This window comes from Xanthomonas rydalmerensis, from assembly GCF_033170385.1.
Taxonomy (GTDB): Bacteria; Pseudomonadota; Gammaproteobacteria; order Xanthomonadales; family Xanthomonadaceae; genus Xanthomonas_A; species Xanthomonas_A rydalmerensis.
Map to the genome: position 1 here is coordinate 1,650,767 of NZ_CP126170.1, position 26,550 is coordinate 1,677,316.

At 69.0% G+C, this 26,550-nt stretch carries 21 protein-coding genes; 8 read left to right on the forward strand and 13 right to left on the reverse strand.

What is annotated here, in order from left to right:
* Nucleotide 1 precedes the first annotated feature (1 nt).
* From QN245_RS06760 to QN245_RS06790, 7 genes are all read left to right on the forward strand, one after another.
* Nucleotides 2-568 carry a YqgE/AlgH family protein gene (locus tag QN245_RS06760; protein WP_184645727.1) on the forward strand — a complete coding sequence of 189 codons (567 nt, stop codon included), beginning with the start codon at nucleotides 2-4 and terminating at the stop codon, nucleotides 566-568.
* Between the two features lie 7 nt (nucleotides 569-575).
* On the forward strand, nucleotides 576-1,073 hold the full coding sequence (ruvX, locus tag QN245_RS06765) for a Holliday junction resolvase RuvX (protein WP_317845321.1): 498 nt from the start codon (nucleotides 576-578) through the stop codon (nucleotides 1,071-1,073).
* A 19-nt stretch (nucleotides 1,074-1,092) separates the two neighbouring features.
* A complete protein-coding gene (locus QN245_RS06770) occupies nucleotides 1,093-2,040 on the forward strand; it encodes an aspartate carbamoyltransferase catalytic subunit (protein WP_184446855.1) in 948 nt (315 codons plus the stop codon).
* Between the two features lie 221 nt (nucleotides 2,041-2,261).
* Nucleotides 2,262-4,262 (forward strand): M1 family metallopeptidase, encoded by a 2,001-nt coding sequence (locus tag QN245_RS06775; RefSeq protein WP_160970786.1) that lies wholly within the window; start codon nucleotides 2,262-2,264, stop codon nucleotides 4,260-4,262.
* Nucleotides 4,263-4,682: 420 nt separating this feature from the next.
* Nucleotides 4,683-5,747: a pectate lyase family protein gene (locus tag QN245_RS06780; protein WP_160970784.1), complete on the forward strand. Its 1,065-nt coding sequence runs from the start codon at nucleotides 4,683-4,685 to the stop codon at nucleotides 5,745-5,747.
* Between the two features lie 453 nt (nucleotides 5,748-6,200).
* Nucleotides 6,201-8,465 carry a methyl-accepting chemotaxis protein gene (locus QN245_RS06785; protein WP_317844896.1) on the forward strand — a complete coding sequence of 755 codons (2,265 nt, stop codon included), beginning with the start codon at nucleotides 6,201-6,203 and terminating at the stop codon, nucleotides 8,463-8,465.
* Between the two features lie 802 nt (nucleotides 8,466-9,267).
* On the forward strand, nucleotides 9,268-11,538 hold the full coding sequence (locus tag QN245_RS06790; protein WP_317844897.1) for a methyl-accepting chemotaxis protein: 2,271 nt from the start codon (nucleotides 9,268-9,270) through the stop codon (nucleotides 11,536-11,538).
* Between the two features lie 160 nt (nucleotides 11,539-11,698).
* On the opposite strand, the gene QN245_RS06795 is transcribed toward QN245_RS06790, so the two are convergent.
* Complete coding sequence (locus QN245_RS06795) at nucleotides 11,699-12,181, reverse strand: hypothetical protein (protein ID WP_160970778.1); 483 nt, start codon at nucleotides 12,179-12,181, stop codon at nucleotides 11,699-11,701.
* Between the two features lie 518 nt (nucleotides 12,182-12,699).
* On the opposite strand from QN245_RS06795, the gene QN245_RS06800 reads away from it, so the two are divergent.
* On the forward strand, nucleotides 12,700-14,076 hold the full coding sequence (locus tag QN245_RS06800; RefSeq protein WP_317844898.1) for an amino acid permease: 1,377 nt from the start codon (nucleotides 12,700-12,702) through the stop codon (nucleotides 14,074-14,076).
* 473 nt (nucleotides 14,077-14,549) lie between these two features.
* On the opposite strand, the gene QN245_RS06805 is transcribed toward QN245_RS06800, so the two are convergent.
* The 12 genes from QN245_RS06805 to QN245_RS06860 all read right to left on the reverse strand — a co-directional run bounded on the left by QN245_RS06805 (nucleotide 14,550) and on the right by QN245_RS06860 (nucleotide 26,545).
* On the reverse strand, nucleotides 14,550-15,818 hold the full coding sequence (locus QN245_RS06805; RefSeq protein ID WP_317844899.1) for an arsenic transporter: 1,269 nt from the start codon (nucleotides 15,816-15,818) through the stop codon (nucleotides 14,550-14,552).
* 489 nt (nucleotides 15,819-16,307) lie between these two features.
* On the reverse strand, nucleotides 16,308-16,757 hold the full coding sequence (locus QN245_RS06810; protein WP_317844900.1) for a hypothetical protein: 450 nt from the start codon (nucleotides 16,755-16,757) through the stop codon (nucleotides 16,308-16,310).
* A 337-nt stretch (nucleotides 16,758-17,094) separates the two neighbouring features.
* Entirely contained in the window at nucleotides 17,095-17,913 is an 819-nt protein-coding gene (locus QN245_RS06815; protein WP_160970896.1) for a carboxylesterase family protein, read from the reverse strand.
* 223 nt (nucleotides 17,914-18,136) lie between these two features.
* Entirely contained in the window at nucleotides 18,137-19,495 is a 1,359-nt protein-coding gene (gene mgtE, locus QN245_RS06820) for a magnesium transporter (protein ID WP_160970894.1), read from the reverse strand.
* 375 nt (nucleotides 19,496-19,870) lie between these two features.
* Nucleotides 19,871-21,577: a phosphoenolpyruvate--protein phosphotransferase gene (gene ptsP, locus QN245_RS06825; protein WP_317844901.1), complete on the reverse strand. Its 1,707-nt coding sequence runs from the start codon at nucleotides 21,575-21,577 to the stop codon at nucleotides 19,871-19,873.
* Nucleotides 21,578-21,635: 58 nt separating this feature from the next.
* Complete coding sequence (locus tag QN245_RS06830) at nucleotides 21,636-21,905, reverse strand: HPr family phosphocarrier protein (protein ID WP_010344110.1); 270 nt, start codon at nucleotides 21,903-21,905, stop codon at nucleotides 21,636-21,638.
* On the reverse strand, nucleotides 21,898-22,290 hold the full coding sequence (locus tag QN245_RS06835; RefSeq protein WP_317844902.1) for a PTS sugar transporter subunit IIA: 393 nt from the start codon (nucleotides 22,288-22,290) through the stop codon (nucleotides 21,898-21,900). The genes QN245_RS06830 and QN245_RS06835 overlap by 8 nt, the downstream gene beginning before the upstream one ends.
* Before the next feature lie 147 nt (nucleotides 22,291-22,437).
* Nucleotides 22,438-23,316, reverse strand: coding sequence for an RNase adapter RapZ (gene rapZ / locus QN245_RS06840; protein ID WP_317844903.1), 879 nt, complete (start codon nucleotides 23,314-23,316; stop codon nucleotides 22,438-22,440).
* Nucleotides 23,313-24,263: an HPr(Ser) kinase/phosphatase gene (gene hprK / locus QN245_RS06845; RefSeq protein ID WP_160970886.1), complete on the reverse strand. Its 951-nt coding sequence runs from the start codon at nucleotides 24,261-24,263 to the stop codon at nucleotides 23,313-23,315. The genes rapZ and hprK overlap by 4 nt, the downstream gene beginning before the upstream one ends.
* Complete coding sequence (locus tag QN245_RS06850) at nucleotides 24,260-24,712, reverse strand: PTS sugar transporter subunit IIA (RefSeq protein WP_160970884.1); 453 nt, start codon at nucleotides 24,710-24,712, stop codon at nucleotides 24,260-24,262. The genes hprK and QN245_RS06850 overlap by 4 nt, the downstream gene beginning before the upstream one ends.
* A 21-nt stretch (nucleotides 24,713-24,733) precedes the next feature.
* Complete coding sequence (gene hpf, locus QN245_RS06855) at nucleotides 24,734-25,051, reverse strand: ribosome hibernation-promoting factor, HPF/YfiA family (protein ID WP_010344105.1); 318 nt, start codon at nucleotides 25,049-25,051, stop codon at nucleotides 24,734-24,736.
* A gap of 48 nt (nucleotides 25,052-25,099) precedes the next feature.
* Nucleotides 25,100-26,545 (reverse strand): RNA polymerase factor sigma-54, encoded by a 1,446-nt coding sequence (locus QN245_RS06860; RefSeq protein WP_317844904.1) that lies wholly within the window; start codon nucleotides 26,543-26,545, stop codon nucleotides 25,100-25,102.
* Nucleotides 26,546-26,550: the final 5 nt, after the last annotated feature.

Below are 26,550 nucleotides of genomic sequence, written 5' to 3' on the forward strand. Positions count from 1 at the left end.
CATGTCCGCTTTGCCCACGCCTCTGGCCAACCAACTGCTGATCGCGCTGCCGGCGCTGTCCGATCCCAACTTCGCCCGCAGCGTGGCGCTGATCTGCCAGCACGATGAGAACGGCGCGATGGGCGTGGTGGTCAACCGCGCCTCCGAATACACGCTGGGCGAAGTGCTGGAACAGATGGGCATCGAAACCATCGACGCCGTGCTGCGCGAGCAGGTGGTACTCAGCGGCGGGCCGGTGCATCCGGAACGCGGCTTCGTCATTCACGACGGCGCGCACGGCTGGGATTCCAGCCTGGCGTTCGCCGACGGCCTGTTCCTGACCACCTCGCGCGACGTGCTCGAGGCGATGGCGCGCGGCGAAGGGCCGCGCAATGCGGTGGTCGCGCTGGGCTGCGCCGGCTGGGGCGCCGGCCAGCTGGAATACGAACTGGGCGAGAACAGCTGGCTGACCGCGCCGGCCGACGCCGAACTGCTGTTCGAACTGCCGCTGGAGCGGCGCTGGCAGACCGCGGCCGGGCGCATCGGCGTGGACCTGTTCCGCCTCACCGACTACAGCGGGCATGCCTGAGTCCGGCCTGCCCGAGCCTGGCGCGCCGGCGCCCGCCAGCCCCGCGCCCGCGACGATCCGCCGCGACGGCACCGTGCTCGGTTTCGACGTCGGCCACCGCCGCATCGGCGTGGCCGTCGGCAGCCCGTTCGGCAACGGCGCGCGCGCGCTGGCGGTGATCGACGTGCACGCGCAGGGGCCGGACTGGCCGGCGCTGGATCGCCTGCATGCCGAATGGCGGCCGCACGGCCTGGTGGTCGGCGATCCGCTCACCCTCGACGGCGCCGACCAGCCCAACCGCAAGCGCGCGCATGCCTTCGCCCGCGAACTCGGCGCGCGCTACCGCCTGCCGGTGGTGCTGGTCGACGAACGCTCCAGTTCGGTCGAGGCCGCGCAACGCTTCGCGGTGGACCGTGCCGCCGGCCGCAAGCGCCGCCGCGACGCCGCCGCGCTGGACGCGGTGGCCGCCGCGGTGATCGTGGAGCGCTGGCTGGCCGCGCCCGACGACGCCCTTCCCCCTCCCTGATCCACTGCCCGGACCTGCCATGACTGATCCGCAACTCGATTCGAACGGGCGCCTGCGCCACCTGCTGACCCTGGAAGGGCTGCCGCGCGCCACGCTGCTGCAACTGCTGGACCGCGCCGGACAGATCCGCGACGCGGCGGTGGGCCGGGTCGGCAAGCGCAGCGTGCTGGCCGGCACCGCGGTGTGCACGCTGTTCTTCGAACCGTCCACGCGCACCCGCAGTTCGTTCCAGCTGGCCGCGCAGCGGCTCGGTGCCGACGTGCTGAACTTCGACGCCTCCACCTCGTCCACGCGCAAGGGCGAGACCGCGCGCGACACGCTGAAGAACCTGGAAGCGATGGGCGTGCGCGGCTTCGTCGTGCGTCACCCCGAGGACGGTGCGGTGGAACGCCTGGCCGAGGCGGCGGGCGAGGGCACCGCGCTGATCAACGCCGGCGACGGGCGCAGCGCGCATCCCACCCAGGGCCTGCTCGACATGCTGACCCTGCGCCACGCCAAGGGCGGCGACTTCTCCAAGCTCAAGCTGGTCATCGTCGGCGACGTCAAGCATTCGCGGGTGGCGCGCTCGGACCTGCATGCGCTGCGCACCCTCGGTGCCGGCGAAGTGCGGGTCTGCGGCCCGCGCGCGCTGCTGCCCGACGACGACACCCTGGACGGTTGCGTGGTCGGCGAGGACTTCGACGCCATGCTCGACGGCGTGGACGCGGTGATGATGCTGCGCCTGCAGCGCGAGCGCATGGAGGAAGGCCTGGTGACCTCGCTGGAGGATTACCACGGCCGCTACGGTCTGACCGCCGAGCGCCTGCGCCGCGCGTCAAAGGACGCGGTGGTGCTGCACCCGGGTCCGATCAACCGCGGTGTGGAGATCACCGACGAGGTCGCCGACGGCGCGCAGTCGTGCATCCTGCGCCAGGTCGCCAACGGCGTGGCGGTGCGCATGGCGGTGCTGGAAACCTTGCTGGGCTGAGCGCAGGCGCTTCGCACTCTCGTAGGAGCGGCGTCAGCCGCGACGGGCATTCCCGGCTCTCTGTCGCGGCTGAAGCCGCTCCTACAGGACACGTCCGGTCGCGACGGGAAGTGCCCTGGGTCGCCTCTGAGGCGGCATCACGCCCGCAGGTGGCGATCGGCACATCCGCGCCACCCCGAATCGGCCTACCATCGGTGGCGATCCTCCCCACGGACGTCATCATGATCCTTGTCCTGCGCCGCGCTGCGTTCGCCGCGGCCTGTCTTTCCCTTGTCGCCGCCGCTCAGGCCAATGCAGCCACTGCTGCTGCCGCGGATGGCGCCGGCACCTACGATCCGCAGGCGCTGTTCGCGCCGTTGCAGTTGCCGCAGCCGGCCAACGCCTATCGCAGCGGCGGCGGCGTGCCCGGCCCGCAATACTGGCAGAACCGCGCCGACTACGACCTGCACGCCACCCTGGAGCCGGCCACGCATACGCTGCGCGGCCAGGAGACCATCACCTACAGCAACCGCAGCCCGGACACGCTGGACGTGCTGTGGCTGCAGTTGGATCAGAACCTGTACCGCGCCGATGCCCGCGGCCGTACGCTGCGCGCCGCGCGTGCCGACCGACCCGCGCCGCAGAGCACCGATGGCGTCCGTATCGCCAAGGTGGAACTGGAACAGGGCGGCAAGCGCGTGCCGGCGACCTTCCTGATCGACGACACGCGCATGCGCGTGGACCTGCCGCAGCCGCTGGCCAGCGGCAAGGCGCTCAAGCTGCACATCGACTACGCCTACACCGTGCCCGGCACCTGGGGCGGCCGTACCGCGGTCACGCCCACCCCTGATGGCGACATCTACGAGATCGCGCAGTGGTATCCGCGCATGGCGGTGTACGACGACCTGCGCGGCTGGGACACCCAGCCCTACCTGGGCGCGGAGTTCTACCTGGAGTACGGCGATTTCGACTACGCGGTGACGGTGCCGTGGAACTATCTGGTGGCCGGTTCCGGGGAACTGGTGAATCCGGCGCAGGTACTCACCGCCACCCAGCGCCAGCGCCTGGCGCAAGCGGCCGCCAGCGACACGACGGTGACCATTCGCGGTGCCGATGAAGTGGGCAACCCGGCCAGCCGGCCCAGCGCCAGCGGCACCCAGACCTGGCGCTTCCACATGGACCACACCCGCGATGTGGCCTTCGCTGCTTCGCCGGCCTTCGTCTGGGACGCGGCGCGGATCAACCTGCCCGCGGGCAAGCACGCGCTGGCGATGTCGGTGTATCCGCGCAGTGCGGTCGGCAGCGACAAGTGGGGCCGCTCCACCGAGTTCGTGAAGGCTTCGATCGAGCACTTCTCGCAGTGGTATCCGTACCCGTGGCCGGCGGCGGTGAACCTGGGCGGCCACGGCGCCGGCATGGAGTATCCGGGCATCGTCTTCGACGACATGGAGGACGGCGGCAAGCCACTGTTCTGGATCACCGCGCACGAACTGGGCCACGGCTGGTTCCCGATGATCGTCGGCTCCAACGAGCGCCGCCACGCGTTCATGGACGAGGGCTTCAACACCTTCATCGACGTCTATGCCTCCGACGCGATCAACCATGGCGAATTCGCGCCCAAGCGCGATGGCGAGTACGCGCCCGGCGGCGGCAACCCGGTGGACGAGATCCTGCCGCTGCTGGCCGACGCGAAAGCGCCGACCCTGCTCGACCGCGCCGATGCCACCAGCGAGACCTACCGGCATCCGCTGACCTACTTCAAGGGCGCGCTGGGCCTGGTGCTGTTGCGCGAACAGATCCTCGGGCCGGCGCGCTTCGATCCGGCGTTCCGCAAGTACATCGCCATGTGGGCGTACAAGCATCCCACGCCGTCGGATTTCTTCCGGCTGATGGAGAGCGAGTCCGGCGAGGACCTGAGCTGGTGGTGGCGCGGCTGGTACTTCAACAACTGGCAGTTGGACATGGGCGTGCGCGCGGCCGCCTACGTCGACCACGACCCGGCAAAGGGCCTGCTGGTGACCTTGCGCAGCCGCCAGAAGCTGGTGATGCCGGCGACCTTGCGCATCGACTTCGCCGACGGCAGTCATCTGGACCAGCGCGTGCCGGTGGAGACCTGGATGCAGCAGACCCAGCCGCAGATCCGCGTGCCGAGCACGCAGAAGGTGCTGCACGTGACCCTGGATCCGGACCACGTGCTGCCCGACGCCGACCGCAGCGACAACCGCCTCGATACGGTGAGCTGATCGCGCCGCGGCCATCCGCGCCGTCGTCGGCGTCGGATGGCCCGCGCAAACGTGCTGCGGCCGCAACATTCGCCGCTGCGTGCCGCCGGCGTGGGCTTGTCCCCGATGCAGTGCCCCGGCGGCGATGCCGATGCGTGCGATGCGCGTGCGTTCGCCGTCATTGCCGACGCCCTGTGCCCAACGCGGCGCGCGTGTAGACAGCCTGTCCCTGGCTGTCGCTGTCTGTCTCCTGCGGACCGTGGGTGTCCGCTTGTCCTGTCCCACGCGGCGAACGGGGCGGGGGGTTCCAGTTCGGCATCGCGGCGATTGCGTGGGCCACAGCGCGCATTCCAAGAATGCCGCCGGCCCCCACGCCCCGTGCCGGCGCATGCGCGCACTGCCATGCGTCCTGCACTCATCGCGACAGATGGGAGAAACATCATGCAGCAGCAATTCCGCATGGGCGCACTGGCGCTCGCGCTGGCCGTCGCCGCCACCCCGGCCTTCGCCGGCCCGGTCGGCTACGGCGCCAACACCACCGGCGGCGGCACCGCCATTCCGGTGAACGTCGCCACGATGGAGGCGATGCAGGCGGCGATCGACAACTACGCCGGTTCCGGCGGCCTGGTGCTCAACTACACCGGCACCTTCAACTACGCCGGCATCACCGACGTGTGCACGCAATGGAAGCTGCCGGCCAAGACCGTGCAGATCAAGAACAAGCGCGACATCACCATCAAGGGCGCCAACGGGTCCTCGGCCAACTTCGGCGTGCGCGTGGTCGGCAACGCGCACAACGTCATCATCCGCAACATGACCATCGGCCTGCTGCCGGGTGGCGAGGATGCCGATTCGATTTCGCTGGAAGGCAATTCCAGCGGCCAGCCGTCCAACATCTGGGTGGACCACAACACCATCTTCGCCTCGCTGACCAAGTGCCCCGGCGCCGGCGACGCGTCCTTCGATGGCGGCATCGACATGAAGAAGGGCGTCAACCACGTCACCGTGTCGTACAACTACATCCACGACTACCAGAAGGTCGCGCTCAACGGCTACAGCGACAGCGACACCCAGAACGCCGCCGCGCGCACCACCTACCACCACAACCGCTTCGAGAACGTGGAATCGCGCCTGCCGCTGCAGCGGCGCGGGCTGAGCCACATCTACAACAACTACTTCAACAACGTCTTCACCTCCGGCATCAACGTGCGCATGGGTGGGGTGGCGCTGATCGAAGCCAACTACTTCGAGAACATCAAGAACCCGGTCACCTCGCGCGACAGCAGCGAGATCGGCTACTGGGACCTGATCAACAACTACGTCGGCAGCGGCATCAGCTGGACCGCACCGGAGAGCACCAGCAAGCCCTACGCCAACGCCACCACCTGGATCTCGTCCAAGACCTATCCGGAGCCGCTGGGCTATCTGTACACGGCGATCCCCGCCGCGCAGGTCAAGGCCAAGGTCATCGCCACCGCGGGCGCCGGCACCAACCTGGCCGAATGAGACGCGCTGCCTCCGCATGCCGGGGTGCGGAGGCAGTCGTGGTCCTGTTATATATCCGTCACACAATGTGTGCCGTTTGCGGCATTTATAGGCTGCGGCGCGAAAGCCCCAAAACGGTGCGTTCGGCGCTGCGCTCTTAGCCTGGGAGCGCTATGGGTAGATTGTTTCACATGGATTTGACGCTATTGAGCGACTGCGGGTGCTGCCGTACACGCCGCGGTCACGATGCTGAGGGGCTTCAAAAAGTGTGCTCAGTTACGCATCAAGAATCGCGGGCGGCCGCCGCTACATAAAGCGAGTCCCCGCACGTGACATCCCCGAGGCGGTCGGTGCTGGAAGTGTCTTCGTCTTCTTCTCCGTCGCATCGCGTCCCAGGCCTTCCGCCTGGCAGTGTCGTGCGCGATCCCAGGTCGTGACGCGGGGCTCCCCCCATTCTCACTCGGTACCCCATCCATGATCGGTTTCCTGCAGCGCTACAACGTCGGGACGCGGCTCGCGTCCGCCTTCGGCGTCCTTATCCTGCTGTCCTGCGCCCTCGTCGGCGCCGGCCTGCTGACGTTGAAACAGTCACGCGACATGATGGATACCATCGTCAATCGGCGCATGCAGATCCTCGATTACACCGGCGAAATGCGCAACGCCAGCGCGTTGATCGCGATCAATCTGCGCAACATCGTGCTGCCAACCACGCGTGAGGAGAACGAGCGCTTCGCCAAGGTCGTCGACGAGCAGCGCCGCTACTACGGCGAGATCCACGACAAGCTCTACGCGATTCCGGTCACCAATGCTGTCGGCGCGCAGATGCGCAAGGCGATCGACGATGCCTACGCGCGGACGCGGGTCGCCAACCAGGAGGTGCTGGATCTGGGCATGCAGGACAAGGACGCCGAGGCGCTGAAGGTGCTGATTGCCCAGGCCGCGCCGGCCACCCAGCGATGGCAGGAGGCGCTCAACGTCTATGCGAACCGGCAGCGCGAACAGGGCGCTCAGGCATATGCGAGCGCCGAAGCAGCCATGGATCGCGGCCGTGCCTTGTTGATCGCAGGCGGCGCCATCGTGGTGCTCGTCAGCGGCCTGCTGGCCTGGCTGATCACCCGCAGCCTGACCCTGCCGCTGACCCGCGCCACCCGCGTCGCCGAGGCCATCGCCAGCGGCAAGCTGGACAACGACGTGCGCACCGACGCCCGCGACGAGACCGGCCGCCTGCTGGTCGCGATGCAGGGCATGCAGCAGCAGGTCAGTAACCTGATCGGTGCGCAACTGGAGATGGCCAAGCGCCACGACGCCGGCGAAGTCAGCCATCGCATCGACGCAGAGGCGTTCCCCGGCGACTACGGGCGCATGGCGGCCGAGACCAATGCGCTGGTGGCCTCGCACCTGGCGGTCAAGACGCGCCTTGCGCAGATCATGGGCCGCTATGCGATCGGCGACCTGTCGCAGGACATGGACCGCCTGCCCGGCGAGGAAGCGGTGTTGAGCCAGACCATGGACGAGGTCAAGGCCAACCTGTCGGCGATGAACGGGCAGATCAAGCAACTGGCCACCTCGGCCGCCGACGGCGACTTCAGCGCGCGTGGCGACGCCGAGCGCTTCCAGTACGACTTCCGGGTGATGGTGGAGAGCCTGAACCAACTGATGGCCACCGCCGACGGCAACTTGCAGGCGCTGTCCACGCTGCTGCAGGCGATCGCCGCAGGCGACCTGACCGCACGCATGCACGGCGATTTCCGCGGCGTGTTCGCACAGATGCGCGACGACGCCAATGCCACCGCCGAACAACTGGCCGGCATCGTCGGCCGCATCAAGCACTCGGCGGTGTCGATCAATGCCGCGGCCACCGAGATCGCCGCCGGCAACGACGACCTGTCGCGCCGCACCGAGCAGCAGGCCGCCAGCCTGGAAGAGACCGCCGCCTCGATGGAGGAGCTGACCTCCACCGTCCGCCAGAACGCCGAGCACGCGCGCCAGGCCAATCAGCTGGCGGCCGGCGCGGCCTCGGTCGCCGCGCAGGGCGGCAGCGTGGTCGGTGAGGTGGTGACCACCATGAGCGGCATCGAAGCCTCCTCGAAGAAGATCGGCGACATCATCTCTGTGATCGACGGCATCGCCTTCCAGACCAACATCCTCGCGCTCAACGCGGCGGTGGAAGCGGCGCGTGCCGGCGACCAGGGCCGCGGTTTCGCCGTGGTCGCCAGCGAGGTGCGCACCTTGGCGCAGCGCTCGGCCAGTGCCGCCAAGGAGATCAAGAGCCTGATCGACGACTCGGTGAGCCGTGTGGCCGAAGGCTCGGCCCTGGTCGATCAGGCCGGCAAGACCATGACCGAGATCGTGACCTCGGTGCAGCGCGTCACCGACATCATGGGCGAGATCTCGGCTGCGTCGCAGGAGCAGTCGGCCGGCATCGAACAGGTCAACCAGACCGTGACGCAGATGGACGAGAGCACGCAGCAGAACGCGGCCTTGGTGGAAGAGGCCAGTGCGGCGGCGCGTTCGATGGAGCAGCAGGCGGTGGAACTGAGCCAGGCGGTGGCGCTGTTCAAGCTGGACGCCTCGGCGGCCGCGCCGTTGGTGCACGCACCGCGTCATCACGCCAACGCGGCACCCGCAGGCAAGCGCAGTGTCCGTCCGGTGGTGGCGAATGCCGCACCGGCGCGGCGTGCGGCGCAGCCCGCCGCGGCGCTGGCGTTGGCTTCGGACAAGGATTGGCAGGAGTTCTGATCCAGAGGTTGTGCTGCATCGGGCGGCGTGGCGCAACGCGCCGCCCGCTCCACACGGCCGGCAGCCACGCTGCTGCCGGCGCCACGGCGCGCTGATCCAGGCGTTTGCTGTTGCAGTCGATGATGCCGTGCCTGCAGGGGCGCGGCGCCTGCGCTCCTGAGAAAGCCGCACCCCACGTGCGCGCGGCACCGTGTGCCGCCCTCAACACCGCCACGCTCACGCGTACGTATCGCCGCATAGCGTGTTGCTGACCTGCGTCATGTTCGCCGCTGCCGCGTGCGTGCGCTTTCGTGCAAAGGGGCATGTGCCGCTTGCACGACCGTATCCGCGCGTCATTGCATGCCCCATCTCTTCCTGTCGATGCTGCGACGCGACTGCGATCGCACTTCTTGTCGGCGTCGCGCGCGTTTGGCATGCCGCGCACCGCGGCCAACGGAAAGTTTTTCCACCTCTCGCCCTTTCATCGCAAGCAAGTGCCATGCCGGCATTTGTAACCCTGCATGCACGCATCTTTCACGCAAAACGGCCGATCCGGCCGCTGCGCGAATGCGCCTTCGACACATCCGTCATCTGCCTGAGGCTGTTCAATAAATTCTCCGCAATCGCCTCTCAAGTCTCTCCGCGGGAAGCCGTTACACCGCCCGCACATTGAGCGGGACGCGTCATCAAGCGTTTGATTCAAAACGCTTTTTCACGCTCTCTTCATCCCGGTTCCATTCGGGCGCACGCACCGGCGGCTGGTCGGTGCGCGTGGTCCCGGCCGCTCCATTGCCCCAGCCATTCCCCCAAACAGGCCTCTTCCATGATTGCATTCCTTCAGCGCTACAACGTTGGCGCCCGGCTCGCCACCGCATTCGGCATCCTTATCCTGTTGTCCTCGGCGCTGGTCGTCGCCGGGCTGCTGACCCTGTTCCAGGCGCGCGAGCGACTGGACGGCATCGTCAACCGCAACATCGCCGCCATCCGCGCGTCCAGCGACATGCTCAACGCCAGTTCGGTCGTGGCCATCAATGTCCGCAACATCGTGTTGCCGACCTCGCAAGAGGACAACGTCCGCTTCTCCAAGATCGTGGCCGAGCAACGCGCGCGCTACCAGGAGGCACGCAAGCGGGCGGGCGCCATTCCCAGCGGTGCGCAGAGCCAGGCCGTGCTGGAAGAGGTCGATCGCGCCCGGCAGATGACCGTGGACGTCAACAACCGGGTCATGGATCTGGGCATGCACGACAAGTCGGACCAGGCGCTGGCCCTGCTGATGGCCGAGTCCGCGCCGCTGACGCAGAAATGGCAGGACGCCATCGCCAGCTATGCCGATCTGCAGGCCACGCGCAGCAGCGAAGCCTACGCGGACGCGACGGCCGCGATGGCGCGTGGGCGCGCGATGCTCATCGCCGGCGGCTTGGCCGTGGTGCTGGTCAGCAGCCTGCTGGCGTGGATGATCACCCGCAGCCTCACCGTGCCGCTGGCCCGCGCCACCCGCGCCGCCGAGGCCATCGCCGACGGCCGCCTGGACAACGACGTGGTCACCGATGCGCGCGACGAGCCCGGCCGCCTGCTGCTGGCGATGGGCCGCATGCAGCACCAGCTGCAGCGCTTCTCCCGCGAAACCACGCTGATGATCGAGTTGCACGCCGACAAGGACATCAGTCACCGCATGCCGCAGGACTTCCCCGGCGTCTATGGCGAGCTGAGCAAGGGCATCAACACCATGATGTTCGAGCACCTGGACGCCATCGTCGAGGCGGTCGAGATCCTCAACCAATACGCTAACGGCGACCTGCGCCGCGACGCCCGGCGCCTGCCCGGCAGCCGTGCGGTGCTGCACGAATCGATGGACGCGGCCAAGGCCAGCCTGCTGGCGATCAACACCGAGATCAAGCGCCTGGCCGCCGCTGCCGCCGCCGGCGACTTCAGCGCCCGTGGCGATGCCGCGCACTTCCAGTACGACTTCCGGCTGATGGTGCAGGACCTCAACGCGATGATGGAGGTCAGTGACCGCAACTTGGGCAAGCTGTCGGCGTTGCTGCAGGCCATTGCCGCGGGCGACCTGACCGCGCGCATGGACGGCGAGTTCCATGGCGTGTTTGCGACCATGCGCGACGACGCCAACGCCACCGCCGACCAGCTGACCGGCATCGTCGGCCGCATCCAGAACGCCGCCATCAGCATCAATGCTGCCGCCAGCGAGATCGCCACCGGCAACGACGACCTGTCGCGCCGCACCGAGCAGCAGGCCGCCAGCCTGGAGGAAACCGCGGCGTCGATGGAAGAGTTGACCTCCACCGTCAGGCAGAACGCCGAGCATGCGCGCCAGGCCAACCAGCTCGCCAGCGGCGCGGCGTCGGTCGCTTCGCAGGGCGGGGCGGTGGTGGGTCAGGTGGTCGCCACCATGAGCGGCATCGAAGCGTCGTCGAAGAAGATCGCCGACATCATCGGCGTGATCGACGGTATCGCCTTCCAGACCAATATCCTGGCGCTCAACGCCGCAGTGGAAGCGGCACGTGCGGGCGAGCAGGGCCGCGGCTTTGCCGTGGTCGCAAGCGAAGTGCGCACCCTTGCGCAGCGCTCGGCCAATGCCGCCAAGGAGATCAAGGGCCTGATCGACGACTCGGTGAGCCGCGTCGCCGAAGGCTCGGCGCTGGTCGACCAGGCCGGCAGCACCATGCAGGAGATCGTCGCATCGGTGCAGCGCGTCACCGACATCATGGGCGAGATCTCGGCCGCGTCGCAGGAACAGTCCGCCGGCATCGAACAGGTCAACCAGACCGTGACGCAGATGGACGAGAGCACGCAGCAGAACGCGGCGCTGGTGGAAGAAGCCACGGCGGCCGCACGTTCGATGGAGCAGCAATCGGTGGAGCTGACCCAGGCGGTGGCGCTGTTCAAACTGGAGGGCGCGCCCGTGGCAGTGCCGTCGCCAGTGCAGTCGCTACGCGGCAGGAGCGTGGCGCCTGTGGCCACGCGCAGCCCGCGCCCGCTGGCTGCGGCAGCGGCAGCGGCAGCGGCTGCCCCGGCACGACGCGCGCCGTCGTTCGCGGCGGCGGTGGCGCTGGACAAGGATTGGCAGGAGTTCTAAGTCGCAACGGTCCGGGACCCGGACTGCTGTTGCGCTTGCGCGGCCGCCTTCTTTGGAAGGCGGCCGCCTACGTTTGGCGATCGGGCGATCGGCGACGTGGCCCGATTCGGGTACCAGCGGCCAGCGGCCGCCGGCTGCGGCCGCGACGCACAGCTGGCGCTTACTGCGGCGGCTTGGTCTGCGGGCTCTTGATCACGTACGAGGTGATGTACTCGCCGTTGGAGCCGTAGACCACCACGATGGTGGTGTTGGCGTCGCGGTAGACCACCGTGGCGTTGCACGGGCAGCTCGCCGCGGCGGTGACCATGCCCAGCGGCTGGTTCTTCGCATCGTTGACCGCGATCATCTGCTCCTCGGCGGCTGTGCCGATCGGCAGCCGTGCCTCGGTGCCCGGCGTGGCGGTGAGCACGGTGATGACCTCGTCCTTCAACGAGTTGATCTGCACGAAACGCAGGCCGGCCTTCTCGAACGTGTAGACCTTGAACAGCGGCGACAGGCTGACGTTCTGCTTGCCGATGGGCAGGCGTTCGCCCATGCCCTGGATGGCATCGGCGGCGTTCAGCGGTGCGCGCTCGGCGGCCTGCAGGCAGGGCACGGCCAGCGCGGCCGCCAGCATCGTCAGCGTCAGTAGCGGTTTGATCATGGTGTCTCTCCTTGTCTGGATGTACGGACCTGTACGCCATGGGACGAGCGGCAGCCGTGGTCCTTTCCGGCCGGAGCGCCCGCAACGGGCCGTCTCCCGGTCCGTCGTCGCCTGCCGTCCTCCTGGCTCCGCGTGTGCGCCCTCATCGGCAGGTGCGGAGATAGGAGACTTTGCTGGCGTCGAGTTCAGTATTTCTGACGTTAGTATCGCTGTCAATATGCAAAATCAGAGAGATCCGAGAAATTCGCCGTTGCTTCGGATGTAAGGTGATTCCGTACTTTCCGCAGCCTGGTTGGCGCTGGCGTGTTGCCGGGCAAGCCGTAATGCCGGGACCGTGTTCGCCCGCACGCAGCGGGCGGTCTCCCATCGCGGCCGCGTGCGCGGATCCGCGCTGCGTTGCAGCAGCCATTCCGCGGCGGCGGGCCGATCCGCGCTCCCGGGCGGCCAAACACGGGCGCAGCCGCACGCCGCCGCCGTCAGCCTGTATCGTGTCGCGTTTTCCGCACCCGACCGAGCCGATGCCGCATCCGTCCGCGCCTGTCCCGCCCGCCGCCGCACCCGCCTTGCGCCATGCGCTGAAACCGCGGCAACTGATCATGATGGGATTGGGCAGCGCGATCGGCGCCGGCCTGTTCCTGGGTTCCGGCGTCGGCGTGCACGCCGCGGGGCCGGCGGTGCTGATTTCCTACCTGGTCGCCGGCGCGCTGGTGATCATCGTGATGAACGCGCTGGGCGAGATGGCGGCGGCCAAGCCGGCCAGCGGCGCGTTCTCGGTGTACGCCGCCGACGCGATGGGGCCGACCGCCGGCGCCACCGTGGGCTGGCTGTGGTGGCTGCAACTGGTGATCGTGATCGCAGCCGAGGCGGTGGGTGCCGCCGGCCTGCTGGCGACGGTGTGGCCGGGCTTGCCGGTGCCGCTGGCCGCGATCGCGTTCATGGCCGCGTTCACTGCGATCAACCTGCTGGGCGTGCGCAACTTCGGCGAGTTCGAATTCTGGTTCGCCATCCTCAAGGTGGCGGCGATCGTCGGCTTCATCCTGGTCGGCGTGGCCTTGCTGGCCGGCTGGTTGCCCGGGGTGGCCTCGCCGGGCCTGTCCAACGTCACCGGCAACGGCGGCTTCGCGCCGAAGGGCATGGCCGGCATCGGCGCCGCGCTGCTGGTGGTGGTGTTCGCGTTCGGCGGCACCGAGATCGTGGCGGTGGCCGCGGCCGAGACCGCCGACCCGGAGCGCAGCATCGCCCGCGCCATCCGCACCGTCGCTTGGCGCATCCTGGTGTTCTACATCGGCTCGCTGAGCGTGATCATCGCGGTGGTGCCATGGCAGAGCCAGGCGCTGAGTTCGCCGTTCGCGGCGGTGCTGCAGGTGGCCAACATCCCCGGCGCCGCCACCGGCATCACCCTGATCGCGGTGATCGCGCTGCTGTCGGCGCTCAACGCCAATCTGTACGGCGCCTCGCGGATGATCTTCTCGCTGGCCCAGCGCGGCGAAGCGCCGCGCGCACTGGCCGCGTCCAGTCGCCAACAGGTGCCGTGGCTGGCGGTGCTGGCCAGCGTGCTGTTCGGCTTCGTCGCCGCGGTGCTGGAGTTGCTGTATCCCAACCGGGTGCTGCCGGTGCTGCTGAACATCGTCGGCGCCACCTGCCTGTTGGTGTGGACGATCTCGCTGCTGTCGCAGTTGATCCTGCGCGCGCGCGCCGACCGCGCCGGCACCCGCCTGCCGTTCCGCATGCGCGGCTATCCGGTGCTCACCGTGCTGGCGCTGGCGATCCTGGCGCTGATCTTCGGCCTGCTGGTGGCCTCGCCGGACACCCGCGCGCAGTTCCTGTCGATGGCGGCGCTGACTGCGGTCATCGCACTGGTCAGTGGCGTGGCGCGGCGGTTGCGCGCGGGGTAGGGGGCGCTAGCCGTCAGGGCGCCAAGCCATCGTTCGAGGGATGTCGGTCCCGGCAGCTTGCGACGACCGGACGACGCGCGCGTCGCGACGGAGTAACGCGCTTTGCCGCGACCGAACCGGAGACGTCGTGACATCCTCGTAGGAGCGGCTTCAGCCGCGACGGGCTTTACCTGGAATGCTTGTCGCGGCTGAAGCCGCTCTTACTACACGGGCTGCGTGCTGCCGGAGAGGCGGCGCTTGTTTCTCCTGTGGTGGGAGCAACCGTCGCAGGCGTCCGCGGCCGCCTGTCGCGGCTGAAGCCGCTCCTACAGGGGAATTTCGGCGAACTGTCGGGGTTGTCGTAGGAGCGGCTTCAGCCGCGACGCGTTGCGGTAGAGGCCGCCGGGTCCAACCCGTGGTCGCTGCAGGTCAGTGCCTGGGCGACCGTTCCGGGGCTTGGCGCCAGGGCAGTCCACGACGTGGGCGCGCGCCACTCAGCCCAGCAGCAGGCGCGCGCCCAGCGCGCACAGCAGCGCCGGCGGCATCACCAGTGCGCCGACCTTGAGGAAGCGCCAGAAGCCCACGTCCTCGCCTTCGCGGCGGATCGCGGTCAGCCACAGGATGGTCGCCAGCGAGCCGGTGATCGACAGGTTCGGGCCCAGGTCCACGCCGATCAGCAGCGCGTCCACCACCAACTGCGGCGGTTGCGCCTGGGCGACGGTGGTGCTGGCGATCAGGCCGGCCGGCAGGTTGTTCATCAGGTTGGAGCCGAACGCCAGCAGCGTGCCGGCGATGCCAGCGGTGGCCTGCGGCGAGTGCGCAGCGGCGTCGGCCAGGGTGCGCGCGAGCAGGCCGATCACGCCGGTGCGCGACAGTGCTTCCACCAGCACGAACAGCCCGGCCACCAGCGGCAGCACCGACCACGACACCGCCTTGGCCATCGGCAGCGGCGACTGCCGGCCGCCCAGGCAGACCACGCCGAGGGTGGCCAGGCCGGCCAGGCAGGTCGGCAGGCCGAGGTCCAGGCCGAGCGCGGAGACGCCGACCAACAGCACCGCCGTGGCGAGGATGCCGACCAGGGCGAAGGTGCCGCCGCGGGTCAGCGGCACCGTGTCCACGCGCGCGGCGCAGCGGCCGGTCAGGTCCTTGCGTTCGGCCCAGCGCAGCATCACGAAGGTCACGCCGATCGCCAGCAGCGACGGCAGCGCGAACGCGGCCATCCACGCGCCGAGCGTTGGCATCTTCCCGCCGTACAGCACCAAGTTGGCGGGGTTGGAGATCGGCAGCACGAAGCTGGCGGCGTTGGCGATCAGCGCGCAGGCGAACAGCAGCGGCAGCGGCTTGGCCCCGGCCTTGCGTGCGGCCGCGTACACCGCCGGGGTCAGCACAACCGCGGTGGCGTCGTTGGACAGGAACGCGGTGACCACGATGCCGACGCCGAACACCAGCGCGAACAGGCGCTGGGTCGAACCCTTGGCCAGGTTCACCGCATGCATCGCCACCCAGTCGAACAGGCCTTCGGCGCGTGCGGTTTCCGACAGCAGCATCATGCCGATCAGGAACAGATAGACGTCCAGGCCCTTCAGTACCGCTTGCCAGGCCTCGCCGCCGGGCATCAGCCCCAGCGCCATCAGCAGCAGCGCCCCACCGACCGCCCAGCACGCCTCCGGCAGCTTGAACGGCCGCGTGATCACCCCGGCGGTGGCCAGCGCGCAGATGCCCCAGGTGGCGACATTCGCCGTGTTCGCGCCGGGCATGCTCATGCCGCCGCTGCCTTGGCGTGGGCGCGAAGGCGCATGCGCGAAGGTGCCGCGGGAGTGGGGCAGGGGAAGGCAGTGAGGGAGGGCACGGGCATGGGGCGTCGGGCAGCGGAGTCCGAGGGGCGTGCAGGATAGCAGCGGGGCAGGCGCAACCCTGGCCCGTGTGAGCGGCCTGGCGCTCGCGGTTTAGCTTGCGTAGACGCGCACGGCGTGGCGTGTTCGCACATCGGCCTCGCGACGCTATGTGACGCGACGCGACGCGACGCAGTGCGGTCGGCGCGCCCCGCATGCCGCGGAACGGACGGCCGCGTCCTCGGCACGCGCGGCCAACGCGCGTCGCATGCCGGTAGGCGAGTGGCTGGCATCGTCCTTTGCCAGCCGCGATCGTGGCTGATTCCGAATGGCGCGATGCGAGATCTCCTTGACGTTCGCCCGCTTCATCCTCGGTGCGCCGCCCAAGGGACGCCAGACACGCGTCGCACTGCGGTGCGGCTATCCCAGATGGCGCGCAATCCATCCTTGCACGAACGCCACCGGCCCGATCCGTGGCGGCGGCGTCAGCCCGGCGCTGCGCACGAAGCCGGTGGCGGCTTGGGCCAGCGCCTGATTGGCGCGGCGCAGGGCCTGCTGCGCGGCTGCCTGCTGCTGGCGCAACTGCACCAAGTGCAGCGAGGGCCGCCCGGGCGGCGCGAACTTCTGGTCGCGGCGCAGCGCGTCGGCGGACAGGCCGGTGGCCTGGGTGGCGTGGTCCACGGCATCCAGCGCATCCAGCACCTGCAACAGCCAGCGTCCGCTGTCGCTGAGCTGCAGTGCCGCGGGGTCGTCGCGTGCCGGCACCAGCAGCGGTGGAATCGCCGCGCCGGCGATCGCCGCGGCGCTCGGGTCCAGGCCGCGCAGGTGGGCGTGGAAAACGGACTGCGATGAGGAAAGGGCGGTGGCCATGCCTAACCTGTGCACGAAAGCGCGGACTGTACGCGGTTTGGTGGGGTGCTGCGCAGGCAGCGACGACGCGTTGGCGCCAATCGCCGTGGACGCCCCTGTCGGCGAACGCTGAGCCTGGCGTCGATGCAGCCTGGCTTGCACAGCCTGGCGTTGGCCGCGCGCCGCGTCGCATGCCGAGCGCCACGGGTTTTTTTGTGGGAGGGACTTCAGTCCCGACGCGGTTGGGGTCAGACGTCGGGACTGAAATCCCTCCCACAAGGATGCGGCGTAGGACTGAGGGCAAAACGCCGTAAGCGCATGCTTGCTACCCGATCGCGCAGCCTTTCCTGGAAACGGCTTACTTGTCGGCGGTGGTCTCGTTGCCGGTGTCGCTGCGCTTCTGCGCGAACAGCCACTGCCACATCTTCGGATCGCGATAGGTGGCGTCCCAGGCGTTGTGGTTGCCCTGCGGGTACTCGGTGTAGCGCACGTCGGCGTCGAGGTTCTTGAAGGCACGGACGATCTTGCGGTCGTCGTGCGGCAGCACCACGTCGTCCTGGGCGCCATGGAAGATCCAGACCGGCACGTGCCGCAGGCGCTGCGCCAGGGCGCTGTAGGGATCGGCCAGATACGCCACCGGCGTCACCACCAGGTACTCGCGGTCCTCGTGCGGGGACAGGATCGCGCCGCAGATCGGCACCAGCGCGGCGAAGCGTTGCGGCTGCTTCAAGGCGATTTCCCAGGTGCCGTAGCCTCCCATGGACATGCCGGTGAGGTAGGTGCGCTGCGGGTCGCCGTTGAACTCGGCGCTGCTGTCGTCCAGTGCCTGCAGTGCCATGGTCGCGTTGGCGCCGTTCCATTCTTCGCCGTCGGGCGCCTGCGGCATCACCACCAGGGCCGGGAAATCGGCAAGGTGGCGGCGCAGGTACGGACCCAGCCCGGCCGTGGTCTGGTCGCGGCCATCGTCGCCGCGCTCGCCCGACCCGTGCAGGAACAGCACCACCGGCACTGGGCCCTGGCGATGCGCCGGCGCCGGCACGAACACCTGGTAGCGGTAGACGCGCCCGTCGAGGGTGAGCTGGCGGCTGACGAAGTGGCCAGTGGCCGGGTCGCTGGGCAAGCTGCTGCATCCGACCATCGACAGGCACAGCAGAAGCAGCAACGAACGCATCGACATGGCCGGCCCTCGGATGGGAAGGCCGCAGTATCGTGGGCTGGGCGTCTCCACCACAACCCGGGCAGGGGGAGCGGACATGCGCCAGTCAGCCGCCGGCCGCGGCGCGTGCTGGTGCGACAGGCCTGCCGCGTACCGGGCGGATGGCGGGATCTGCGCCGCGCGGATCACCGTTGCTGTGTCGCACGGCGGGCCGGCGGAACCGCCCCCGCCGCACGGACACGCCCTACAGCAGGACCAGGGTGGCCAGGCCGAGGAAGCTGAGGAAGCCCATCACGTCGGTCAGCGTGGTCAGGATCACTCCGCCGGCCAGCGCCGGATCGAAGCCCAGGCGCTTGAGCGTCAACGGCACCAGCACGCCGCCGAGGGCGGCGGTGAGCAGGTTGATGGTCAGCGCCGAACCGATCACCAGCGACAGCAGCGGCTGCTTGAACCACAGCAGCACGATCAGGCCCAGGCCGATGCCCAGAGACAGGCCGTTGATCAGCGCCACCGTCAGCTCCTTGCGCAGCAGCACGCCGACGTTGGACGCGCCGATCTGGCCCAGCGCCAGGCCGCGCACCATCAGCGCCAGCACCTGGGTGCCGGCGTTGCCGCCCATGCCGGCCACGATCGGCATCAACGCGGCCAGCGCCACCAGTTTGGCGATGGTGCCCTCGAACTGGCTGACCACGCTGGAGGCGATGAAGGCGGTGCCCAGGTTGATCGTCAGCCAGATCAGGCGGCGCCGGAACGCGCGCCGCACCGGGCTGAACAGGTCTTCGTCCTCGTCCAGACCGGCGGCGCTCATCGCCTGGTGCTCGGCCTGATCGCGGATGATGTCGACCACGTCGTCGATGGTGATGCGGCCGAGCAGAATGTTGTTGTCGTCCACCACCGGCGCGGAGATCCAGTCGTGGTCGGAGAACTGCCGCGCGACCTCGTCGGCGCCTTCGCCAACGTCGATGGCCGGCTGCTCGTCGTCGATCAGCCGGTTGATCGGGGTGGAGTCCTCGTGGGTCACCAGCGCCGCCAGCGACACCCGCCCCAGGTACTGGTGGCGACGGCTGACCACGAACAGGTGGTCGGTGTGGTCCGGCAGTTCGCCGCGCAGGCGCAGGTAGCGCAGCACCACGTCGACGTTGACGTCGGCGCGCACGGTGACCACGTCCGGGTTCATCAGACGGCCGGCGCTGTCCTCGGGATACGACAGCACCTGCTCCAGCCGCTCGCGGTTCTCGCGGTCCATCGACTTGAGCACTTCGTCGATGACCGTGTCCGGCAGGTCCTCGACCAGGTTGGCGAGGTCGTCGATGTCCAGGTCTTCGACCGCGGCGACGATTTCGTCCGGGTCCATGTCCGCGAGCAGGCTCTCGCGCACTTCCTCGCCGACGTGGACCAACACCTCGCCGTCGTCTTCCGGATCGACCAGGCCCCACACCACCTCGCGCTTGCCCGGCGGCAGCGACTCCAGCAGGTTGCCGATCTCGGCCGGCGCCAGCGTATTGACCAGTCGCCGCACCGGACCCAGGCGCCCGCTGTCCAGCGCATCGGACAGCATGCGCAGCTGCCGCGCGGTCTTGTCGTGGCGGACGGCGTCGGCCATGCGCTGCTCCCTTCGGTAGAGGCCGCGCTCCGGAGAAACGCGGTCGGTCAGATGTTCATCCCAACATTATCGCCTGCATGTTGCGGGAAGCACAGTGGAAGGCCGGGATTGGGGAGGCGGGATTGGGGAGTCGATGCTTCTGCGCGAGCGTGAGGCGCTGCGCTCCTCTGTGGGCGGGGCTGAAGCCCCTGCCACAAAAAAGCGGCGGGGCAGGCGCTGTCGGAACCGTGCGGTTGCTGCCCAGAGGGTTGGCGATTTTTTCATCGAAGCGCGCGGCGCAGGATGCCGCAACCGGCATCCTTCAATCGAATCCCCGCGTTCCGCAGCCGAACGGCTTCATCCCAATCCCCAATCCCGACTCCCCGATCCCGGCTCTCACGCCAACCAGCGCTCGATGCCCTTGCGGTCGCGCGCCTGCAGCAGTTTGGCGCCGCGTTGGCGCAGGGACTGCAGGTCGCTGTCGCGGATCACCTGGCGCACTTCCAGCATCGTCGCCGGATGCAGGCTGAACTCGCGCAGTCCCAGCGCCAGCAGCATGGGGGTCAGCGCCGGGTCGCCGGCGATCTCGCCGCACACCGCCACCGGCTTGCCGTGGGCCTGGCCGGTGGCGATCACTTGCGCGATCAGCCGCAGCACCGCCGGATGCAGCGGCGAATACAACTCGGCCACCGCCTCGTTGTTGCGGTCGGCGGCGAGCAGGTACTGCACCAGGTCGTTGGTGCCGATCGACAGGAAGTCGATGACGTCGATGAAGGTGTCCAGGGCGAGCGCCGCCGCCGGTACCTCGATCATCGCGCCGAGTTGCACCTGCTCGGCGATGGCATGGCCGTCACGGCGCAACTGCGCGCCGATACGCTTGAGATGCCGGCGCATCGCCAGCAGTTCCTCGCGCGCGCTGACCATCGGCACCAGCACCCGCACCGGGCCGTAGGCGGAGGCGCGCAGCAGCGCACGCAACTGCGTATCGGAGACCTTGGGCCGGGCCAGCGACAGGCGCACGCCGCGCAGCCCCAGCGCCGGGTTTTCTTCGTTGCTCATGGTCAGGCCGGTGCGATCGGCCTTGTCCGCGCCCAGGTCCAGCGTGCGGATGGTCACCGGTCGGCCGCTCATGCCCAGCACCGCGTCGCGGTAGGTGTGGAACTGTTCTTCCTCGTCGGGCAGGGCGTCGCGCTGCAGGAACAGGAATTCGGTGCGGTACAGGCCCAGGCCGTCGGCGCCGAGCGCGTGCGCGCGGGTGACGTCGTCGCGCGACTCGGCGTTGGCCAGCAGGGTGATGTCCACGCCGTCGCGGGTCCGGCTGGGCTTGGAGCGCAGCTTCCCCAGGCTGCGCTGCAGCTTGACCTGCTCGCGCACGCGGCTGCGATAGTCGCGCAGGTCGTCCGGGGTCGGATCGACCAGCACCGCGCCCTGGGTGCCGTCGATGATCAGCACGTCGCCGTCGTTGATCTTCTGCAATGCGTCGGCGACACCGACCACCAGCGGCAGGTGCAGGCTGCGGGCCAGGATCGCGCTGTGCGACAGGGTGCTGCCGGCGCTGGTGACGATGCCGACCACGCCCTGCGCCTGCAGTTGCGCCAGCTCCGACGGCGCCACGTTCTCGCACACCAGGATCTCGCCGGCCAGGCCTTCGCTGTCCGGCTGACGCTTCTGCAGGAACGCATGGATCCGCCCGATCACATGGTCCAGATCGTCCATGCGGCTCTTCAGGTAGGCGTCTTCCATGTCGTCGAACACGGTCGCCAGGCGGTCGCGCTGCAGGCGCAGCGCGTAGTCGGCGCTGTAGCGGCCGGTGCGGATCAGTTCGTCCAGGCCGTGCAGCAGTTCCGGGTCGTCGAGCAGCAGCGCGTGCAGGTCGAGGAATTCGCCGACCTCCTTGGCCAGGGCGCCGTGCAGGCGCTGGCGCAGGCCGTGCATCTCCTCGCGCGCGGCGTCCACCGCCCGGTGCAGGCGATCGAGTTCCTCGGGAATCTGCGCGGCGGCGATGCGTTGCTCGGCCACCTCCAGCGCATGCGGCAGGCGCACCCGCGCGCGGCCCAGGGCATTGCCGCGCGAGGCGCCATGGCCGGCGATGCGCACGCTCACCGCGCGTGCCCCGTGCGGCGGCACCGCGTCCCTGCCTGCGGCCGCCGGCGGCGCATGCTCAGCTGTCCTCGTCGAAGCGCCGCTCGAACAGGTCGACCACGGCCTTGAGTGCCTCGGCTTCGTCGGCGCCGTCCACCCGCACCGTCACCGGCGTGCCCTGTGCGGCGGCCAGCAGCATCACGCCCATGATGCTCTTGGCGTTGACCTCGCGGCCCTTGGCCGCCAGCGTGGCATTGCAACGGAACGAAGACAGCGTCTGCACCAGCTTGGCAGTGGCGCGGGCGTGCAGGCCGAGGCGATTGGAGACCAGCAGTTCGCGTTCAAGCATCGTCGATCACCACGCCGTTGCGCGAGCCGGCTGCCGCGGTCGCGGGCAACTGCTCCAGTCCTTGTTCGGGATAATTCATGATCCGTAGCAGCATCGGCAGACTCAACGCCGAAACGCGCCGCACCGGCGTGCCCAGGCGTGCCAGCCGTGCGGCGAGGTTGCTCGGGCTGGCCCCGTACAGATCCGTCACCACCAGCACGCCATCGCCGTCGTCCACCCGCCGCAACGCGGCCGACGCCTGCGGCAGCAGTGTGTCGAGGTCCGCGTCGAACGGCACCTCAAAGGCTTCGGTTTTCAGCGGCAGCTGCCGCAACAGCCGGGTCGCCACGCTTAGCAGCGCGGCGCCGATTCCAGGGTGGGTGATGAGGAGAATGCCACAGGCCATGGGAGAACGTTAACAGGTCAGGCAGGGCGCAGGGAATGGCTGTGGGGAGCGGGGATTGGGAATTTGGGATTGGGGATTCGCAAGAGCCAGAGCAATGCCCCGCGTTTGCCAATCCCGAATCCCCAATCCCCAATCCCGGCGTTTCGATCAATCCTGCTCGCGATGGAAGGTCGCCACTTCCGGCCAGCCTTGTTCGCGGGCATGGCGGGCCAGGCGTTCGGCCAGGTACACCGAGCGGTGCTTGCCGCCGGTGCAGCCGAAGGCGATGGTCACGTAGCTGCGGGTGTCGTTGCGCAGCCGCGGCAGCCAGGTGTCGAGGAAGTCGATCAGTTGCGCGGTGTAGCGCTGCACGTCCGGTTGCGCATCCAGGTACTCGCGCACGCCGCTGTCGCGGCCGGTCATCGGGCGCAGCTCCGGGTCCCAGTGCGGATTCGGCAGCACCCGCGCGTCGAACACGAAATCCGCTTCGGCCGGGACGCCGCGCTTGTAGGCGAAGGACTCGAACAGCAGCGACAGCGTGTTCTCGGCGGACAGCGCGAACTCGGTGGTGACCCGCCGGCGCAGCTGGTGCACGTTGAGCGCGCTGGTGTCGATCACCGCATCGGCCGCTTCGCGCAGCGGCTCGGTCAGGGCACGCTCGCGCTCGATCGCTTCCGGCAGCGACAGGCCCTGGCGCGACAGCGGGTGGCGCCGGCGGGTGTCGGCGTAGCGCTTGATCAGCGCCTCGTCGTTGGCGTCGAAGAACAATAGCCGCGCATCCAGGCCGAACTGCGCCACCGCCTCGCGCCAGCGCGAGAGCTGGCTCAGGTCGCTGTGGCGGCTGCGCACGTCGATGCCCACCGCCAGCTTGCTGGGGCCGGCATCCTCGCGCACCAGGCTCTTGATGAAGGCCGGCAGCAGTTCCACCGGCAGGTTGTCGACGCAGTAGTAGTCCAGGTCCTCAAAGGTCTTCAGCGCCACCGACTTGCCGGAGCCGGACAGGCCGCTGACGATGACCAGCGTGGAGGTGTTGGCGCCGGCGGTCATGGGCTGCGCCGCTCCAGCAGGTTGCTGTGGCGGGCAATGAACATCGCCGCCGGGTCGATGCCCTTGGTGCGCAGGATGTGCAGGCGCGTGGCCGCCTCGGTCAGCACTGCCAGGTTGCGGCCCGGCATCACCGGCAGGGTGATCAGCGGCACGTCCAGGTCCAGCACGTGGCGGGTACCGGAATCGCCGGTGAGGCGCTCGTAGCCGTGGGGCGTGGGCTCGGTCATGGGCCGGGTCAGGTGCACGATGAGCCGAAGGTACTTGTTCTTCTTTACAGCCGTATCGCCGAACATCTCGCGTACGTTGAGCACGCCCAGCCCGCGCACTTCCAGCAGGTCCTGCAGCAGTTCCGGGCAGGTGCCGTCGAGCACGTCGGGGGCGATCTGGGTGAATTCGGGGGCGTCGTCGGCGACCAGGCGGTGGCCGCGGCTGAGCAGTTCCAGCGCCAGCTCGCTCTTGCCCGAGCCGGCCTCGCCGGTGATCAGCACGCCGATCGAGTAGATCTCCATGAACACGCCATGCAGGATCACCCGCGGCGCCAGCGTGCGTGCCAGGTGGTAGGACAGGTGATTGAGCAGTTCGTGGCCGCGCTTGGGCGAGATCCACAGCGGCGTGTCGGATTCGTCGGCGGCCGCGCGCAGGTCTTCCGGGCACGACTGGTTCTTGGTGACCACCAGCGCCAGCGGCCGCACCTGCACGATCTTCTCGATGGTCTCCCAGCGCTGGCGCGCGTCCAGCGAGTCCAGCCAGGCCAGTTCCTCGGTGCCGAGGATCTGCACCTTGTTGGGGTAGATGGTGTTGAGATACCCGGCCAGCGACGGGCGCCGCGAGACCGCATTGCCGGCCTCCAGCACCCGGTGTTCGCCCTTGTGCCCGGCAATCCAGCGCAGGCTCAGGCGGTCGCGTTGCTGGTCGAACAGTTCGCGTGCGTCGATGCTGGTGTTCATGCGGCGGCCCGTGGCGCGCCGCCGAGCAGCGCATACAGCGCGGCGGCGTCCGGCGCGTTGCGCAGGGCGTCGCGGAATTCCTCGATGGAGAACTGCTCGGCCAGTTCGGACAGCAGCATCAGGTGTTGGTGGGTGTAGTGCGCCGGGACGGCCATGGCGAAGATCAGGTCGACCTGGGTGCCCTGGCCGTCGAAATCGATCGGCTGGTGCAGGCGCAGGAGCGCGCCGCGTGGGGCGTCCAGGTCCGGCGCGCGGCCGTGCGGGATGGCGATGCCGTGGCCGATGGCGGTGCTGCCGAGCTGTTCGCGCTCGCGCAGGCTGGCGAAGAGTTCATCGGCGCCGGCCTGCTGGCAGGCCAGCAGACCGGCGGCGGTGTGCAGCAGGGTGTCGCGATCGGCGGCCGGAAGCACCTGGGTGCTGACGGCCGCCATCAGATCGGTCAAGGGCATGGTGGCGCAACGTGGGGAGGATCACGCGAGATTGTCGCGCACCTCGGCCGCATGGTGGTCGTGCTTCTTTTCCTTGTGCTTGATGATCAGCCGGTCCAGCTTGTCGGCGAGCAGGTCGATCGCCGCGTACATGGTCTGTGCGCTGGCGTCGGCGTGCAGGGTGCGGCCGGGGACGTTGACCGTGGCCTCGACGTGATGGTCGGGCTTGCGCAGCGCCAGTTGGGCGCGGACCTCGATGGTTTCCTCGTAGTGCCGCTTCAGCCGTTGCAGCTTGGTCTCCACATACTCGCGCAGGGCGGGGGTGACTTCGATCTGCTGGCCGTAGGTCTCGATACGCATCGGATACTCCTTGGTTCGGGTTTCACCTATGAACCATTGCCGCCGCCGCTAGCCGATCCGGACGCGTTCGTGGGAGGCGGAAATGTTCATGGCCTCACGATACTTCGCCACGGTGCGGCGCGCTACAGGGACGCCGGCACTTTTCAGCAGGTCGGCCAGCTTGGCGTCAGAAAGCGGCTTGCGCGGATTCTCCGCGTCGATCAGCCGACGGATCATCGCCTGGATCGCGGTGCTGGAGGCCTCGCCGCCGCTGTCGGTGTCGATGCCCGAGGCGAAGAAGGCGCGCAGCGGGATGGTGCCGCGCGGGGTGCGCACGTATTTGCGGGCGATGGCGCGGGAGATGGTGCTCTCGTGCAGGCCCAGTTCGCCGGCGATCTCGCGCAGGGTCAGCGGCCGCAGCGCCTGTTCGCCGAACTCCAGGAAACCGGCCTGCTGCTTCAGCAGGCAGCGGGTCACCTTGAGCAGGGTCTCGCCGCGCGCCTCCAGGCTCTTCAGCAGCCAGCGCGCTTCCTGCAGTTGCCCACGCAGGTAGCCGGCGTCGCTTTCGCCGCACTGGCGGATCAGCCGCTCGTAGCCGCGGTGGATGGTGACCTTGGGCTGGGCGTGCGCGGACAGCGCCGCATGCCACACCCCGCGCTGGCGCCAGACCACGCAGTCGGGCACCACGTAGGTGTCGCTGCCCAGCTCGCCGATCCGCTTGCCCGGGCGCGGGTCCAGTGAGCGCAGCAGCGCGACCGCGGTGTCGACCTCCGCCGTCGGGCGCTTGAGTTCGTGCGCCAGGCCGGCCACGCCGCTGCGCGGCAGCCGTTCCAGCGGTCCGGTGGCGATGGTGCGTGCTAGCGCCAGCCCCGGTGTGTCTTCGGGCAGGGTGTCCAGCTGCAGGGTCAGGCACTCGCCCAGGCTGCGCGCGGCGATGCCGGCCGGGTCGAAGCGCTGGATCTGGTGCAGCACGGTGAGGATCTCGTCCTCTTCGGCGGCGATGTCCGGGCGCAGGGTCTCGGCGATCGCGGTCAGCGGCTCGCGCAGGTAACCATCGTCGTCGAGCGCGTCGATCAGCGCCGCGCCGATGCTGCGGTCGCGCGCGGACAGCGGCGACAGGTGCAACTGCCACAGCAGGTGGTCGATCAAGGTGTCCGGTTCGGCCACGCGTTCGGCCGCGCTGCCCAGGTCGTCGTCATCGAACGAGCCGCCGCTGCCGCCGCTCCAGGCCGATTCGGCAGTGGACCATTCGTCGCCGTTGTGCTGCGGAACGTCGTCCAGGGTGTCGCCGGCCGGCGGCGTGACCTCGACCTCGCCCTCGGCGCTGCCGTGGCTAGTCACATCCAGGGTGGGCGCGGCGTCCTCGGACCATTCCAGCAGCGGATTGCTCTCCACCGCCTCGGCGATCTCCACTTCCAGCTCGGCGCTGGACATCTGCAACAGCTTGATCGCCTGCCGCAACTGCGGCGTCATGACCAGGTGCTGTCCCAGCGATGTCTGCAGCCGTGCTTTCATGCCTG

Coding starts and splice junctions, on each gene's coding strand:
- QN245_RS06830 (WP_010344110.1), bottom strand. CDS start 21,905: ATGCTTGAACGCGAACTGCTGGTCTCCAATCGCCTCGGCCTGCACGCC.
- QN245_RS06810 (WP_317844900.1), bottom strand. CDS start 16,757: ATGGCCACCGCCCTTTCCTCATCGCAGTCCGTTTTCCACGCCCACCTG.
- QN245_RS06835 (WP_317844902.1), bottom strand. CDS start 22,290: ATGGCCTGTGGCATTCTCCTCATCACCCACCCTGGAATCGGCGCCGCG.
- hprK (WP_160970886.1), bottom strand. CDS start 24,263: ATGAACACCAGCATCGACGCACGCGAACTGTTCGACCAGCAACGCGAC.
- QN245_RS06805 (WP_317844899.1), bottom strand. CDS start 15,818: ATGAGCATGCCCGGCGCGAACACGGCGAATGTCGCCACCTGGGGCATC.
- QN245_RS06760 (WP_184645727.1), top strand. CDS start 2: ATGTCCGCTTTGCCCACGCCTCTGGCCAACCAACTGCTGATCGCGCTG.
- QN245_RS06790 (WP_317844897.1), top strand. CDS start 9,268: ATGATTGCATTCCTTCAGCGCTACAACGTTGGCGCCCGGCTCGCCACC.
- QN245_RS06770 (WP_184446855.1), top strand. CDS start 1,093: ATGACTGATCCGCAACTCGATTCGAACGGGCGCCTGCGCCACCTGCTG.
- QN245_RS06785 (WP_317844896.1), top strand. CDS start 6,201: ATGATCGGTTTCCTGCAGCGCTACAACGTCGGGACGCGGCTCGCGTCC.
- QN245_RS06860 (WP_317844904.1), bottom strand. CDS start 26,545: ATGAAAGCACGGCTGCAGACATCGCTGGGACAGCACCTGGTCATGACG.
- QN245_RS06800 (WP_317844898.1), top strand. CDS start 12,700: ATGCCGCATCCGTCCGCGCCTGTCCCGCCCGCCGCCGCACCCGCCTTG.
- rapZ (WP_317844903.1), bottom strand. CDS start 23,316: ATGACCGCCGGCGCCAACACCTCCACGCTGGTCATCGTCAGCGGCCTG.
- QN245_RS06795 (WP_160970778.1), bottom strand. CDS start 12,181: ATGATCAAACCGCTACTGACGCTGACGATGCTGGCGGCCGCGCTGGCC.
- mgtE (WP_160970894.1), bottom strand. CDS start 19,495: ATGGCCGACGCCGTCCGCCACGACAAGACCGCGCGGCAGCTGCGCATG.
- QN245_RS06850 (WP_160970884.1), bottom strand. CDS start 24,712: ATGCCCTTGACCGATCTGATGGCGGCCGTCAGCACCCAGGTGCTTCCG.
- QN245_RS06815 (WP_160970896.1), bottom strand. CDS start 17,913: ATGTCGATGCGTTCGTTGCTGCTTCTGCTGTGCCTGTCGATGGTCGGA.
- QN245_RS06775 (WP_160970786.1), top strand. CDS start 2,262: ATGATCCTTGTCCTGCGCCGCGCTGCGTTCGCCGCGGCCTGTCTTTCC.
- QN245_RS06780 (WP_160970784.1), top strand. CDS start 4,683: ATGCAGCAGCAATTCCGCATGGGCGCACTGGCGCTCGCGCTGGCCGTC.
- hpf (WP_010344105.1), bottom strand. CDS start 25,051: ATGCGTATCGAGACCTACGGCCAGCAGATCGAAGTCACCCCCGCCCTG.